This window comes from Enterococcus sp. LX10, assembly GCF_023539285.1.
Lineage (GTDB): Bacteria > Bacillota > Bacilli > Lactobacillales > Enterococcaceae > Enterococcus > Enterococcus faecalis.
Genome location: NZ_CP092784.1, coordinates 2,616,438 through 2,631,539, shown reverse-complemented (window position 1 = coordinate 2,631,539; position 15,102 = coordinate 2,616,438). Strand labels below are relative to the sequence as shown.

Here is a 15,102-nt window from a genome sequence, read left to right as displayed (position 1 = left end):
CCTTGCGGCTTTTTTTATTTGCTATAACCAACTGATTGTGAGTAAGCCCAAACTTAAAAAGGGGACAAAAGGAAGTTTCTGTTCAACTGGATACCCCAAAAATTTACAACTGTAGCCATAGATTAGGCCATAACTACTGGCAAAAAATAGTAGCATCAGCAACTGAGGTACCTGTAAAAAACAGCCCCACAAAACCAGTAACAAAAGATCCCCTCGCCCCATGGCTTCGGGAAAATAATGTAAGACGGCTCGGAAAAAACAAAAACAAAAAAGAATAGTCAGTAAGTAAAACGAATGCTGACCCGCCGCTTTCAGCAAACAAAGCACAAAAAAACTAGGATAAAGAATCTTCGGTTCAACCACTAAATACCAGCAATCAATCAAGGATAATGTGAAAGCACTCGTCAGCCACCACCAGAAAATCAAAGCATCAATCGTCAGGCCAGCTGAAAAACAGCTTGCGGTTAAGCCGCCCATGACAAGTTCTGCTAAAAGATAACTCTTAGCTACTGGCTGTTGACACTTTCGACAACGAAAGCGCTGCAGCAAAATCGAAACAACTGGAATTAATTCATAGAGTTGTAGAGGCTGATGGCAACCTTGACAGTGGGAAGGGGGCCACCACAGAGAACGCCCTACTGGTAAGCGCTCCGCCACTAAGCATAAAAAAGAACCGAAACAGGTACCAATCAAAAAGAGACTCAAGAAAAACATAGGTTACCTCCTTAAAAATAAACTACGCTTTTTTTAAACTTTTTCGTTTGACTAGACAAATCTTTTTTTGTTAGGAATAATAAAAGAAACAAGAAATGAGGGAATCAAATGGAAAAATTAGCGATTGGTGTCGACGTTGGCACCACGCAAGCCAAAGCAGTGGCTTTTCAAGCAAATGGCACAGTCGTAGCTTCTAGCTATGTGCGTTATCCATTAATTCAAGAGACTGAAGGAATGGCGGAGCAAGTCCCAGAAACGCTGTTCCAAGCTGTGGTGAACTGTATTCGAACCGTCACACAGCAAGTGAAGAATCAACCAATTGGGCTCATTTCTTTTGCTTCAGCGATGCATGGCTTAATTGCCATGGATGCGCAAGGACGCCCATTGACCCAAGTGATTACTTGGGCTGACACACGAGCATCTGATTATGCGGAAGCGTTAAAAGAAACGCCAGCTGCCCAATTATTTTATCAATTGACAGGCATGCCAATTCATCCAATGGCGCCTTTGTACAAGATTCGCTGGCTGCAGGAAAATCAGCCAGCCGTTGCGCAGAGCGCGGCCAAGTTTATTGGGATTAAGGATTACATTTTTTACCGTTTCTTTGGCGAATACTGGACAGATTATAGTAGTGCTTCGGGGATGGGTTTATTTAATATTCACACGCGGCAATGGGAATCGTCGATTTTAGCGTATTTATCTATTGAGGAGGAACAGTTGCCAAAAGTTGCCCCGTCAACGTTCATTTTTCCAGCATTAGCGCCTTCTTGGCAAGAGATGCTTGGTGTTGAAGAAGAAACGGTTTTAGTTCTTGGTGGCGCGGATGGTCCATTGTCTAATTTAGGTTTGGGAGCGCTAGGAATGGGTGTAGCGACTTTGACCGTTGGTACGAGCGGCGCACTTCGGTATATTGTCGAAGAACCTTTTTTGCATCCGCAAGGTGAAACGTTTTGTTTTGCTCTAGATGAACAGCACTGGGTGATTGGTGGTGCAAGTAGTAATGGTGCAGTTGCGTTAGATTGGGCGAGCCAAACGATTTTTGCAGAAGAACGTCAGCAAGCTATCCAAAACGGGACCAATCTCTATGACCCAATTATGGCCCAAATTGCAACCGTGCCAGCCGGGGCAAATGGCTTACTGTTTCATCCTTATTTGCTTGGTGAACGAGCACCGCTGTGGAATGCAGAGGCGAGCGCAAGTTTTATTGGCTTGCGCAAAAATCACCATGCCGGACATTTAGCTCGAGCGGTGGTGGAAGGAATCTGTTTCAATTTAAAAACTATTTTAGAGGATTTGAAACAACTCGGTGGACCCGTTCAGGAGATTCGGGCGACAGGCGGCTTTGCTGATTCCCCTGTGTTCCGTCAAATCATGGCTGATGTGCTGGGAGAAACGTTATCGTTCACTGATAGTACCGAAGCTTCGGCATTAGGCGCTGTTTTGCTAGGTTGGCAAGGCTTAGGGCAGTTACCAAATTTACAAGCAGCGGCGCAACAGGTGCTGATTCATGAAACGGTCACGCCACGGGCGGATCAATTGCTAGTTTATCAAGAACTGTATCCTGTTTTTCAAGAAACCCAACAAGTTTTAGCACAAAGTTATCAAAAATTAGCAGAATTCCGCAAATAATTGATAGTAAATAGCTTTGACAAATTACTGAGAAGTTGCTTAACTAGAAGAGAGACAAAGACTTGAGGAAATGAGGATGAGGAATGAAGAAACAGCTACTACCACTATTTCTGTTATTCATTGGGGCGTTAGCAAGCTGCAGTGCACCGTCTCGTTCCGGCGAAAAAGCAGCGCAACAGTTGGTAGATTACTTTATTTATCAAGAAAAGACAGCGACATTCTCTCAAACTTTTCGTGAACCGAAAGTCTTAGCGGAGCATTTGCAGACGAGCCGTCAACAGTTCCAGAAGCAGTTTTTCAATAGCTTAAAAGAAATGAACGCTGAAGTCACCGAGACTGAAGCCCAGAAGCTTAGCACAGAATTACTGGCTCAAGTGAAGAAAAAAGCGTCATATCAACTAGTAGCCACAAAAGAATTGAATGGGCAAGCGACAATCACTTTTCAGATTAAGGGCTTAGATTTTGTGACGGCGATTGAAGATACAACCACTGCTCTTCTTCAGCAAACGCAACAGGCAACACAAGCGCTAGACATGCAGCACACGTTAGCCGTTTTAAAAAAAGAAATCCAACAAATCAATGTCAGCCATGAGCCAGTTGAACTGCCATTAACGGTTAAGCAAGTAGAAGGACAATGGTACTTGCCGGCAGCGGAGCAACTGAGACTGAATCAGTTTTTTTTAGCTTTCGTCACAGGAAAAGAAGATACTGACCAGTTGACAGAGGCACTCGACACGATCCTCACTCAAGCGGAACAAAAAGTCGTCACTGCGGATGAAAAAACAGCGATTTCAGGAAATTAATTAAATTCTTAATTGTAATTATTATAATTTGATAATAATTTTAAAAAAGAAAGGTTTTCAGTGTACTTTTTTCACAATTCATATTACACTAAGAGTGTAGAAATAATATTTAGGAGGATGACAAAGAATGAAATTTGAAAAAACAAAAGAAATTTTGAACCAACTCGTTGCAGATTTAAGCCAATTTTCCGTGGTAATTCATCAAACACATTGGTATATGCGTGGACCTGAATTTTTAACACTTCACCCACAAATGGATGAATACATGGATCAAATCAATGAGCAATTAGATGTTGTTTCAGAACGTTTAATCACATTGGACGGCTCTCCATTCTCAACATTGCGTGAATTCGCAGAAAATACAAAAATTGAAGATGAAATTGGTAACTGGGACCGCACCATTCCAGAACGTATGGAAAAATTAGTAGCAGGCTACCGTTACTTAGCAGACCTTTACGCAAAAGGAATCGAAGTTTCTGGTGAAGAAGGCGACGACTGCACACAAGACATTTTCATCGCAAACAAAACAGACATCGAAAAAAATATTTGGATGTTACAAGCCAAACTTGGCAAAGCGCCTGGTATTGACGCATAATTTAAAACAACTCCCAAAGCCGCTGACGTTGACGTTGGCGGCTTTTTTCTGTTTAAAAGGCACAAAAAAATAAGTGAAAATCTATTTTCTGAAAGCGCAGAAAAACATTGACTTTATCAGTGATTGAAGGTAAAATATTAAATGGTATTGTTTGCCCCACAATGAGCCCCGGAAACTCAAGTGTATGTCAAACATCGAAAACAAAATTGGAGGAAAGAAACGTGCGTACAACATATATGGCCAAAGCTGGCGAAGTAGAACGTAAATGGTACGTAGTAGATGCAACAGATGTTCCTTTAGGACGTCTATCAGCAGTTGTTGCTTCTGTACTACGTGGTAAAAATAAACCAACATTCACACCACATGTGGATACTGGAGATTTCGTAATCGTAATTAACGCTGATAAAGTAAAATTAACAGGTAAAAAAGCTACAGACAAAATTTACTACCGTCACTCAATGTATCCTGGAGGATTAAAATCAGTGACAGCTGGTGAATTACGCGACAAAAACTCTCGCCGTCTTATCGAAACTTCTGTAAAAGGTATGCTACCTAAAAACACTTTAGGACGTAAACAATTTACTAAATTGAACGTATACGGTGGAGCTGAGCATCCACATGCTGCACAACAACCAGAAGTATTAGATATCACGAACTTAATTTAAGGAGGGAAATTCATTGGCACAAGTACAATATAGCGGCACAGGCCGTCGTAAAAATGCAGTTGCCCGCGTACGCTTAGTACCAGGTACTGGTAAAATTACTGTAAACAAAAAAGACGTAGAAGAATATATTCCACATGCTGACTTGCGTGAAGTTATCAACCAACCATTTGGCGTAACTGAAACAAAAGGCGCTTACGATGTAATCGTAAACGTAAACGGTGGTGGCTATGCTGGACAATCAGGAGCTATCCGTCACGGAATCGCTCGTGCATTGTTACAAGTAGATCCTGACTTCCGTTCTGCTTTAAAACGCGCTGGGTTACTTACTCGTGACGCACGTATGGTTGAACGTAAAAAACCAGGTCTTAAGAAAGCCCGTAAAGCTTCACAGTTCTCAAAACGTTAATTATTTGGAGTCGTTGCGAACGTGTTCGCTTACGAAGACAATCTGGGACGAAGATTTCCTTGGGAATCGAGTGCCACTCAATTATCATTTTGAAAGACACTTTCCAATTTGGAAAGTGTCTTTTTTTGTTGTAGTAATTACAGTGTTATTTCTGCTATACAAGTCTTATAGGCTGATTACACGCTTATCTTTATTACCAATAGAATGACGGAGCCTGATTTCAAAATTATACGCCTCCTAAAAATACACTTATGCAGAGGATAAATTTCTTTTTAATTAATTTTCTAATTTTGTTCACCTACATATTTTTCTGTTTAACTTTCCTTAACAACGAATATATCCTCAATCCTCACATGGAAAAATTTAGCAATCCTAAAAGCTAATAATAAAGAAGGATTATAGCGATTTTTTTCTAATTGAAGAATGGTTTGTCTCGAAACACCGACCTTTTCTGCAAGTTCTTGTTGAGTCATGCGATGAATTGCTCTGTATACATGGATAGAACTGACGAAATTTTCTTTTTCTACTTTACTCATAAATACACTCCTTTTATATAAAATGCATGTCTATACGAACAACACTATAAAAATAGTTTACTATACGATGTTTATATAGACAACAGTTAGAAAGGAGAAAATGACTATGAGTCAAGAAAAAACATCGGTTAAAGTAGAAGTATTGATCAATGACTTACTAGCTGAAAGAAATATGTCTCTGAGAGAATTAGCGAGATTATCAGGTATTGAACCATCTAATCTCAGTAATCTTGCGAATGGCAAGCGAAAAAGAATCTATTTGGAACACATTGAACGTATTGCAGATGCTTTGGAGATTGAAGATATATCCAAGGTTATGAAATTACGAAGACTTGACTAAAAAATATAGATTATATTAATATATTTACTTATAGCTTTGTATTAAATGAGAAGAGTAGCAAGCTGTTTTTCTTACTTTCAAAGTATATTAAAGAAGACGGTAAAATATTATTGAAACGTTTAATGAAATAGGATTGTTGCTTTTTCACTCTATTTTTGGTACTATGATGGTGCGAAACGATAGTCGCTTTATCAATATTACACAAAAACCACTCTACGGCGAATAGAGTGGTTTTTCTTTACATTCGTTGCGACGACGAATGTGTGGGTTAGAAGGCAACCTGCTTTTAGTCATTGTCGTTCTCATCTAACCAGTGAGAAAAAAGTTTAATAACAATACCTACAAATATAGGCGCAATGACTAACGATAGAAGCTCATCCAATATTACACACCCCCCTTGGGGGCAAGTTGCCGAGATTAGTATAGCATAGAGAAAGATGAAAGAAAACGAGAACATCACCACCCCCATCGTCTTTTGACATCCTTTTCGAGCTTTTCTTTGGGGATAATTTCTGTATTTAGTTGTTTGATAAATTTTTTTGTATCGTGGTTGGAATATATATTTCCTTCTGAAAACATAGAAATACGTTTTTGTTCTTTTTCAAAAAAGGTTAACTGGTTTAGGCAGTCTACATAATTGTTTATCCTCTCTTTTTCAGCTTTTATTTTTTGATAGGAATTATTGCTGCTATGTTCTATGTAACCTCGATTCTTAATGATTGATGTTTTAATTAATTCATTTTCTCTATTAGAATATTTGTAATTATTTACTAAAAATTGTAAATCTTTTAAATTTACTGCTCTAGGCTCTAAGTATGTTTGTAAATCTTTGTCCGTATAAGAGTTGATATTTATAACTATTTGAGTAAATCCTAATATTAAAGCATAGTTCTCTAGTTGAATAATGAATTTTTTATATAAATTATAGAAATCATCAAAGTGAAAATTTTCACTTTTTTTATATAAATCAAAATCTGTTATCTCAAATGTTAATCCATATAAAGTAGTATTGATTCGCATATTTCCTGAAAAAGAAAACTTTTTGAAATATCCTTTGGAATAAATATTCAAGCATTGTTTTGACGAATAAGGATGATACTTGCATGAAATATGAAGGTTTTTAGAAAGTAAAGATTCTAATAGATCCAAATTTTCATGATTAAAACCTTTATTAGGTAGGAATGCTTGTAAGCACTCTTCACGGGTATATATTGTTCCGAATTCATCAAAAGATACGTCAAAATATTCTAACAACTCAGTTAATACGTTAACGGAAATATCATGAAATTCATTGTTTTTAATCTTACTAATAGCTTGCCGAGATATTGCAGTTTCTTTTGCTAGTTTGTGATTACTAATATTTCTTTCTAGCATTAAATCTTTAAGTCTATTTTTATACATATTTATCACCTCAAAATGAGTTTAGCAAAAGAAGAAAAAAATTAAAACTGTAACTTAAGTAGGCAAACTGTAAAATGAATCAATTTTTTAGTTGATGTTATAAGGTTTCTGTTCAATGAAAATATGATAAACTATATTTTATAGGGAAAGTACACAATAAAATATATAATGATATAGAAATTTGTTACAAACGAAGTACTATGAGCTATTCCAGTAGCAGTTTTGATGTAGATAGATTAGGAGGGGGAAAATGTCAAGGTTGAATAGAATTCAAAATGAAATCAAACAACTAGAGGGAGGAAAATTTCAAAAATTATGTGATAGTTATCTTTATCGTAAAAGAAGTTGGGAAAATATCGTATCTCTAGGTTCTATGGAGGGGACTGATAAGACAACAAAAGGAATACCTGATACATACTTCTTTGATAATCAAATTAATAGATACGTTTTAGTTATGTATGGTACGAGAGCAGACTCTACAGCTAAGTTAGAGATAGATATTAAAGAAGCAATTGAAAAAACAAAAATTAGCAAAAAAGATATTCAAGAAATAATTTGTTGTCACACCTCTTCTAATTTAACTGTAGCAAAAGATAAAGAGCTCAGAGAGTTGGCTGGTTCAATAGAGCTAACTCTCATTGGTATAGATACATTATCCCACGACCTTCTTCAGTTTAAATATCAAGATATTACAAAGGAATTTCTTGGAATAATAGAATCAACGGAGCAAGTTTGGAATATAGAACAATTTATTTCCATTCATGATAAAAGCAAAACTAATGCTCCTCTAAATACACCATATATTAATGAAGCAGATACAATTGAAGAATTAATAGAAGAAATCAATGATCATCAAATTCTTTTATTATCTGGTGTACCAGGGACAGGGAAAACTAGGCTAGCTATTGAAGTATGTAAAAAATTACCTATAGATAGTAATATAATTTGTGTTAAAAGTAATAGTATGCCTGTTTACCAAGACATTAAGGACGCATTAGATAATAATAGAGTAAATTACTTACTTTTAGATGATGCTAACACAATAACTAATTTTGATGCCATCGTTAGCCTATTAAGTTTGGAGGAGTATGAACAAAGATTAAAACTAATTATTACAGTTAGAGACTATGCACTTTCAGGAATCATTAATCAACTGGAACCATTTAAGACAAAAATACAAAAAGTAACTTTAATGAGTGATAAACAGATTGAGTCACTAATCAACAGCATAAATAAAGTTTCTGCTAGTAATTTAAGAAAAATAATGAAATTATCACATAATAATCCTAGAATAGCGGTAATTGCAGCTATTATGACGAAAGAAAAAAATTATGAATTTATTGATAATGGAAAAGAGGTATTAGGTAGTTACTATAATCAAATTATCAAAGAAAATTCTCTTTCTCCAAATGAGAAAATCAGTCTATTTATTTTGAGTTTTAAAAACAAATTGAATTTGACTGATAAAGAATCTTTGGAAGAATTGCTGAAATTTTTTAAAATAGATTTGGATAGCTTTTTACTCGCAATAAGGCAATTACACGATAAAGAGTTATGTGATATATTTCAAGATAAAGCAGCTAAAGTTAGCGATCAAAGCTTATCTGATTTTGTGATAATAGATTTTATTGCAAATGATAAAGTTTTTAAAGTAAGAGATTTTTTCATTAATTTATTCCCAAAAATTGAGAAAGAAATTGTTGAGATGCTTGTCCGTATTAATAATTTTAAAGTATCCAATGACTGGATGGAATATTTAATAGATGAAATAAAGTATGTCTATCATGAAGTCATTACCGATATTGATAGAGAATGTTTTTTAATACAATATGGAGTATTAATACCTATTGAAACGCTTGCCTATACTAATGAAAAGATACGATCTGCTAGTAGTAATGATTATCAGGTATCACAAAAGGAATTTGAAGAGAAGAAAAGAAGTAATAGGGTTGATGACCCAATTATTGAGATTCTTTGTTCGTTGTCAAATAGTGAAAAATTTAAAGATGCAGGGTTGCTTCTTATAGAATACTTTAAAAAAAGGCAGGATAGAGTTTACGAGGTCTTTTCAGCGATTAAATCGAATTTTGATATTGAAGAAGAATGGAATTATTATTTAGAAAAAAGATTTAGTATTTTTGAAATATTTTCAAAGCAAGAAAATATTAATGAACTAATGGCTTTGCTAATTGTTAACATTTCTGAGGAATTTTTAAAGTTTTCTGGGGAAAAAATTGTTCCCAATGGTCGAAATGTAGTAATCAACCGCTATAAATTAGTTGATGGAGATTATTTAATTAAACTTCACAGAAAAATATTTGAACTGCTTTTTGAAGTTTACAATTTGAATTATGAAGAAGCAAATAACCATATAGATAAGCTATTATTTAATTACCCAGTATATGAAGTAAAGAACGGTTTTTTAAAAACTGTTAGTTCGGATTTAAAATGTATACAAAAACTATTTTTCAAAGATTTAAGTAAATTGAATATTAGGGAAGAAGCGATAGTATTTGAATTGGACTCAGAATCAAAGAACTTAGAATTAGAACCTCAGCTGTTTGTTGAATATAAACCATCACAAAGACAAGAAATTTACAAGATTTTTTCATCTAACGGGATTTATTATGAAAAAGAAGGATTCAACTATGAGGAATCTCAAATGTTAAGAGCGAAAAAATTAAAAGAAGTTTTTGATGAACACTCTGATGAATTATTGCAATTATTTAATGTACTTGCAGAATATCAATTAGATGAACTATTAAATAAACATGAAATGGAAGGATCCATATCTGTCTTGTATTCAAACTTAGGTATAGAAGACAAGGCCAAAATGTTAATGACTTTATTGAATAGTAATTTTACTTTTGCTTACCATAATTTTGACTATTACATGGAAAAATTACCATTTGAAAAAGGCCAAAATGTTTTAAATAGTGTTGAAAAAGAACTCGATGAAAGATGGTACCTTTCAAATCTGTTAACATGTAAAAGTATTAACAAAGATAGGATACAAGAGCTTATCTCATTTTTAAAGGAACTTAAAAATTATGAGAAAATAAATACTTTCAATATTTTATCATTTGAAAACTATATTGAAAAAGATAGAGCTATTTTAGATATTTTAAGGAATAAGTATGAAGAAGGAAAAATATTGGGACGGTTTTTCATACCTGTTTATGTTTTCAAAGATATTGCCAAAAGAATTATAAATATAGTGGGCTACAAAGAATTAAAAGAAATATATTTAGATGTTTTAGGTAGTGAAGAGGTGGATAATTCAGGAGAAATTTTCAAGAGTTTATTAGAAGAACAAGATGCTAATTTTATTTATTTATTCCTTGTGAAACTAAATACTTTAAGAAGAAGTTTAAGTTTTGCAAAATATGACATTCCATTAGAGCATATATGGACATCAGAAGCTGCAGAGGATGGGATTAGAAAATATCTAGACTTTTTAATTCGAGAAAATTGTGTGATTTATGTTGGGGTAGATCCATATTTGGAAGATATATTGAAAGCAAATACTGAACGTGCATCGGAGTTTATAAAAGCAGAAGTACTTGATACTGAAGATGAGAATAGATTAGTTAACTTGTACAATCTGTCTCTTGAAATATTTGATGATGAAATATTACTACATCTATTCGAATTGCTCAAAGATAAAGCTATTGATGCTCCTTTTTTTGAAAAATTGAATTTAACGATACGTACTAATAGTTGGTCAGGTAGTTTAGTTCCTTTATTGGATAAAGAAATTAATTTTTTGAATAGCTTGCTTGATATTTTTGAAGATATAAAATATATTTCTCATGCTTTAGTTATTACAACAAGGATAGATTCCCTTAAAAAGCGAAAAGAAAAAGAGCTTCTGTCAGACTATTTGGAATAAATATGTAGGTATGATACACTTTAAATCACTATTTTAGTTACTAAAAATGAACGATAAAAGCGTGAAATATATCTTCTGATTTTTATTTTATTATTGTTCTGATTTACGCATATTTTTGGGTACGTCTTGAGGTACAATGGTCTTAAAATGTGCTGAAATTCATTAAAATCGTACCTGTTGAAAAATTGTTCAATCTATTGCTGTTAAAGGATTCTCCAACTATTTCAAAATCTCTGTCACAGAACCAGGTCTTAAAAAAGCTCGTAAAGCTTCACAGTTCTCAAAACGTTAATTATTTGGAGTCGTTGCGAACGTGTTCGCTTACGAATCAATTACAATGTTTCAAGACACTTTCCATTTTTTGGAAGGTGTCTTTTTTTATGGTAGCGACAGTGTGTGTTCTGTCATAAACCAGTATATAAAAATTCACATACTGACAATATGTTTATCTTTCTTACCAAGAGAATAATTGATTCCGATTTCAGCAAGTATACTCATTACGAATAACGCACTTACGCAGATGATACATTTCTTTTTAGTTGATTTCCTCATTTTGATCGCCGCTATTTCTTTTTTCTTTGAATTCATCATACGTTTTTGGGAGATATTTCTTTATTAACTTTTTCTCTCTTGCGTTTTGGAGGGAGTAAGTTGCGGTTTTTTGAGAGATTAGTATGTTTAAACTGAAGAGTTATTAAATAATTAAAGTATAGTAAATCAAAAAACAAATATAATAAATGAAATTTACGCCACTAATATTGCAACCATAGCTTATTTATGCGATCCTAAATATAATAAAACTAACAAAATCAATTAGATTAGAGGGTTAAAATATATGAAAAAAGAAATTCACGTAGTAGGAGCAATCATAGTGGAGAACGGGAAAGTTTTGTGTTGTCAAAGAGGACCTGAACGTGCATTAGCAAATCTTTGGGAATTTCCTGGTGGAAAAATCGAGAATGGTGAGACGAAAGTTCAAGCGCTTGAACGTGAATTGCAAGAAGAATTAAAAATAGAAGTAACGATCGTCAAGGAAGAGTATGCTTTTTGTCGATATGAGTATGATTTTGGTTTCGTTAATCTAACTACATTTATCTGTTATTTAGAATCAGGTGAACCTCAGTTGACAGAACATCTACAAATTAAATGGCTAACGCCAAATGAATTAAACCAACTTGAGTGGGCGCCTGCTGATATTCCTACTGTGGAAAAATTAGTAGAAAAAGGTGTGGGAACTGAACAAAATGGATAATTTAGAATTGGCGTTACAAAAGGCATTTATTAATAAAGAAGCTCTAGGTGACGATCTTACACCTAAATTTATTGTGAACAATCCCAAAAAACATGATTATTTATTGAATACATTGAGTAAAGATTTGAAAAGCTGTAAGACTTTTTTTATAGCCGTTGCATTTATAACACCTAGTGGTTTAAATGCAATAAAAACACAACTGGCTGATCTGGCTTTGCGTGGAATCTCTGGAAAAATCTTAACATCAACATACTTAAATTTTAATGATCCACACGTATTTCGAGCATTGTTGAATATTCCAAATGTAGAAGTACGAGTTTCTAAAAAAGAAGGTTTTCATTCAAAAGGATATTTGTTTGAGATGGAGGATTATCAAAGCTTTGTTATTGGTAGTTCGAACCTAACAATGTCTGCTTTGAAACTTAACTATGAGTGGAATGTTAGATTAACTTCAAGAGAGAATGGCGAGATGGTTTCTTCTATTCAAAAGCATCTCATTCAAGAATGGCATGAGGCACAGTCGCTAACCCTAGAATGGGTAGAAGCATTTAAAAAAAATTATCATCCTATTGTTAATAGAAAGATGTTAGTACAAGATGTTTCTGAAAACGAGTGTTTAGATACGCAATATATTTTGCCGAACTCTATGCAGAAAGAAGCGCTTAGAAGTTTAAAATCGCTTAGAGAAACGGGCGCAACTAAGGGAATGATTGTTTCGGCGACTGGTACAGGGAAAACGTATTTAGCAGCATTTGATGTGCAGCAATTCAATCCTAAACGTGTATTATTTATTGTTCATAGTGAGCTAATTTTAATGAAAGCATTAGAATCATTCAAATTGATTTTAGGTGGAAAAGATGATGATTATGGTGTTTTATCAGGGAATTCTAAGAATTTTGATGCAAAATATCTATTTGGAACAATTCAAACAGTATCTAAAAGTGAATATCAAGAGCGTTTAGGAAAAGAAGCGTTTGACTATATTTTGATTGATGAAGTCCATAAAGCTGGAGCGAAATCTTATATTAAAGCCATTGAATTTTTCAATCCCAAGTTTTTATTGGGAATGACGGCTACACCTGAAAGAACAGATAATTTTAATATCTTTGAGCTATTTGATTATAATGTAGCGTATGAAATACGTTTGCAAGCCGCTTTAGAAGTAGAACTGCTTTGTCCATTTTATTATTTTGGCATAACTGATTATGAAAAAGATGGTGAAATAATTGATGAAACAACCGATTTAAAACGTTTGCTACAGGAAGAACGAGTTGATTTTTTAATAAAAAAAATTAACTATTATGGTTATTCGGGAGATAGTCCTCGAGGCTTGGTGTTTTGTAGTCGTAAAGACGAAGCAAGGCAGTTAGCAGAGATGTTTAACGATCGTGGAATTCCGAGTGCTTATTTATCTGGTGACCATAATTTTGATAAAAGAGAAAAGGAAATTAAGCGTTTAGATACTGGAGAGATTCATTATATCTTCACGGTTGATATTTTTAATGAAGGCATTGATATCCCTAAAGTAAATCAAGTAATTATGCTGCGAAATACGCAATCTAGTATTATTTTTATTCAGCAATTAGGTCGGGGGCTAAGAAAAGACCCATCAAAAGAATTTGTTACGGTAATTGATTTTATTGGTAATTATAAAAATAACTATATGATTCCTATGGCTTTATCTGGAGATAGTTCTCAAACTAAGAATAGTTTACGTCGCGATACAATTGATGTGACGTATATCAGTGGTTTATCTTCAATTAATTTTGAAAAAGTTGCTCGTGAACGTATCTTTAAATCAATTGATCAAGCTAAATTAGATGCGATGTCAGAACTAAAAGCTAGTTATTTTAAGTTGAAAAATCGGTTGAATAGGGTTCCTTACCTGAATGATTTTCAAGTGTTAGATGGCGTGGATCCATTGTTGATTATAGGTAAAGAAAAAACATACTATAATTTCTTGGAGAGAATTGGGGAAACAGAAGCTAAATTAAGTGAAGAAGAAAACGGTGCACTAAAATTTGTTTCTGTAGAATTGCTATCAGGAATTCGCCCGCATGAACTTTATGTTATTGAAGAATTTTTAATGACAGATAAAGAACAGTTATCTTTAGAGGAAATCACAGCGCTGTTTGATACGTTTAACCTGACGTATACGACAGATACTCTAGCATCTGTTGTTAAAGTCTTAGATTTATCTTTTTACGAGTCAACAATTAGAAAACGTTATTTGTTATCACAAATGTTTAAGATGAAAGAGAATTGTTTACAAATAACAGAAAAATTCAGAGAGTTTAAAAAGAATTCTTATTTTATCAATTTGATGTTAGATGTAATCCATACAGGGATTAACAAATCTATGGAGTATGATTTATCACAACCGTTAAATTTATACAAAAAATATCGTCGTAAAGATGTTTTACGATTATTAAATATGAATTTTAATCAAAATGAACAAAGTATTGGTGGATATACAAACAGTAACAATCATTTTGCTATTTTTGTAACTTTGGATAAAGGCAAAGATTTTAAAGCTGCACGTATTGCTTATGAGGATGAATTTATTGATGAACGAACATTCCATTGGTATACAAAAGCGCCTAGAAATCTACACTCACCAGAAGTTCAACTTTTGCGAAATCCTGGGGAATATAAATTTCATTTATTTGTGAAACGGAAATATAATCAAAAAGAGAATGAAACAGATTTCTATTATCTAGGCGAAGTAGTCCCTCTTCAAGAAACTATCCAACAAGTCGAAAAACAAGACAAAGAGGGTAAGAAAAAAAGCGTCGTTAAACTAGACTTTACCTTAGAAACACCTGTAGAACCTAATATGTATGAATTTTTAACGCAGAACACAAACTAA

Annotated in this window: 13 protein-coding genes; 9 read left to right on the top strand and 4 right to left on the bottom strand. The window is 33.8% G+C overall.

What is annotated here, in order from left to right:
* Positions 1 to 21: 21 nt before the first annotated feature.
* Positions 22 to 714, bottom strand: a complete 693-nt coding sequence (locus tag MKZ30_RS12385; protein ID WP_033600557.1) for a prepilin peptidase — start codon at positions 712 to 714, stop codon at positions 22 to 24.
* 108 nt (positions 715 to 822) lie between these two features.
* On the opposite strand from MKZ30_RS12385, the gene MKZ30_RS12380 reads away from it, so the two are divergent.
* The 5 genes from MKZ30_RS12380 (at position 823) to rpsI (ending at position 4,812) form a co-directional block, all read left to right on the top strand.
* Positions 823 to 2,343 carry a gluconokinase gene (locus MKZ30_RS12380; RefSeq protein WP_033600556.1) on the top strand — a complete coding sequence of 507 codons (1,521 nt, stop codon included), beginning with the start codon at positions 823 to 825 and terminating at the stop codon, positions 2,341 to 2,343.
* 83 nt (positions 2,344 to 2,426) lie between these two features.
* Positions 2,427 to 3,146 carry a DUF5105 domain-containing protein gene (locus MKZ30_RS12375; protein WP_016622550.1) on the top strand — a complete coding sequence of 240 codons (720 nt, stop codon included), beginning with the start codon at positions 2,427 to 2,429 and terminating at the stop codon, positions 3,144 to 3,146.
* 127 nt (positions 3,147 to 3,273) lie between these two features.
* Positions 3,274 to 3,741 carry a Dps family protein gene (locus tag MKZ30_RS12370; RefSeq protein WP_002354782.1) on the top strand — a complete coding sequence of 156 codons (468 nt, stop codon included), beginning with the start codon at positions 3,274 to 3,276 and terminating at the stop codon, positions 3,739 to 3,741.
* A 236-nt stretch (positions 3,742 to 3,977) separates the two neighbouring features.
* Positions 3,978 to 4,406: a 50S ribosomal protein L13 gene (rplM, locus tag MKZ30_RS12365; RefSeq protein WP_048670019.1), complete on the top strand. Its 429-nt coding sequence runs from the start codon at positions 3,978 to 3,980 to the stop codon at positions 4,404 to 4,406.
* A gap of 13 nt (positions 4,407 to 4,419) precedes the next feature.
* The gene (gene rpsI / locus MKZ30_RS12360) at positions 4,420 to 4,812 is read left to right on the top strand and encodes a 30S ribosomal protein S9 (RefSeq protein ID WP_002354786.1); all 393 of its coding nucleotides are present in this window, start codon (positions 4,420 to 4,422) and stop codon (positions 4,810 to 4,812) included.
* Between the two features lie 314 nt (positions 4,813 to 5,126).
* Here rpsI and MKZ30_RS12355 read toward each other — a convergent pair whose 3' ends face one another.
* Entirely contained in the window at positions 5,127 to 5,348 is a 222-nt protein-coding gene (locus tag MKZ30_RS12355) for a helix-turn-helix transcriptional regulator (RefSeq protein WP_010816860.1), read from the bottom strand.
* A 100-nt stretch (positions 5,349 to 5,448) separates the two neighbouring features.
* On the opposite strand from MKZ30_RS12355, the gene MKZ30_RS12350 reads away from it, so the two are divergent.
* Positions 5,449 to 5,688: a helix-turn-helix domain-containing protein gene (locus MKZ30_RS12350; protein WP_373412745.1), complete on the top strand. Its 240-nt coding sequence runs from the start codon at positions 5,449 to 5,451 to the stop codon at positions 5,686 to 5,688.
* 286 nt (positions 5,689 to 5,974) lie between these two features.
* Here MKZ30_RS12350 and MKZ30_RS13410 read toward each other — a convergent pair whose 3' ends face one another.
* Both MKZ30_RS13410 and MKZ30_RS12340 read right to left on the bottom strand, forming a co-directional pair.
* Positions 5,975 to 6,145: a type I toxin-antitoxin system Fst family toxin gene (locus MKZ30_RS13410; RefSeq protein WP_174089884.1), complete on the bottom strand. Its 171-nt coding sequence runs from the start codon at positions 6,143 to 6,145 to the stop codon at positions 5,975 to 5,977.
* On the bottom strand, positions 6,145 to 7,089 hold the full coding sequence (locus tag MKZ30_RS12340) for a helix-turn-helix domain-containing protein (RefSeq protein ID WP_010816858.1): 945 nt from the start codon (positions 7,087 to 7,089) through the stop codon (positions 6,145 to 6,147). Before MKZ30_RS12340 ends, MKZ30_RS13410 begins: the two co-directional genes overlap by 1 nt.
* 250 nt (positions 7,090 to 7,339) lie before the next feature.
* On the opposite strand from MKZ30_RS12340, the gene MKZ30_RS12335 reads away from it, so the two are divergent.
* The 3 genes from MKZ30_RS12335 to MKZ30_RS12325 all read left to right on the top strand — a co-directional run bounded on the left by MKZ30_RS12335 (position 7,340) and on the right by MKZ30_RS12325 (position 15,102).
* A complete protein-coding gene (locus tag MKZ30_RS12335) occupies positions 7,340 to 10,981 on the top strand; it encodes an nSTAND3 domain-containing NTPase (protein ID WP_010816857.1) in 3,642 nt (1,213 codons plus the stop codon).
* An 835-nt stretch (positions 10,982 to 11,816) separates the two neighbouring features.
* Entirely contained in the window at positions 11,817 to 12,233 is a 417-nt protein-coding gene (locus MKZ30_RS12330; RefSeq protein ID WP_002381045.1) for a (deoxy)nucleoside triphosphate pyrophosphohydrolase, read from the top strand.
* Positions 12,226 to 15,102: a DEAD/DEAH box helicase gene (locus MKZ30_RS12325; RefSeq protein WP_010816856.1), complete on the top strand. Its 2,877-nt coding sequence runs from the start codon at positions 12,226 to 12,228 to the stop codon at positions 15,100 to 15,102. Before MKZ30_RS12330 ends, MKZ30_RS12325 begins: the two co-directional genes overlap by 8 nt.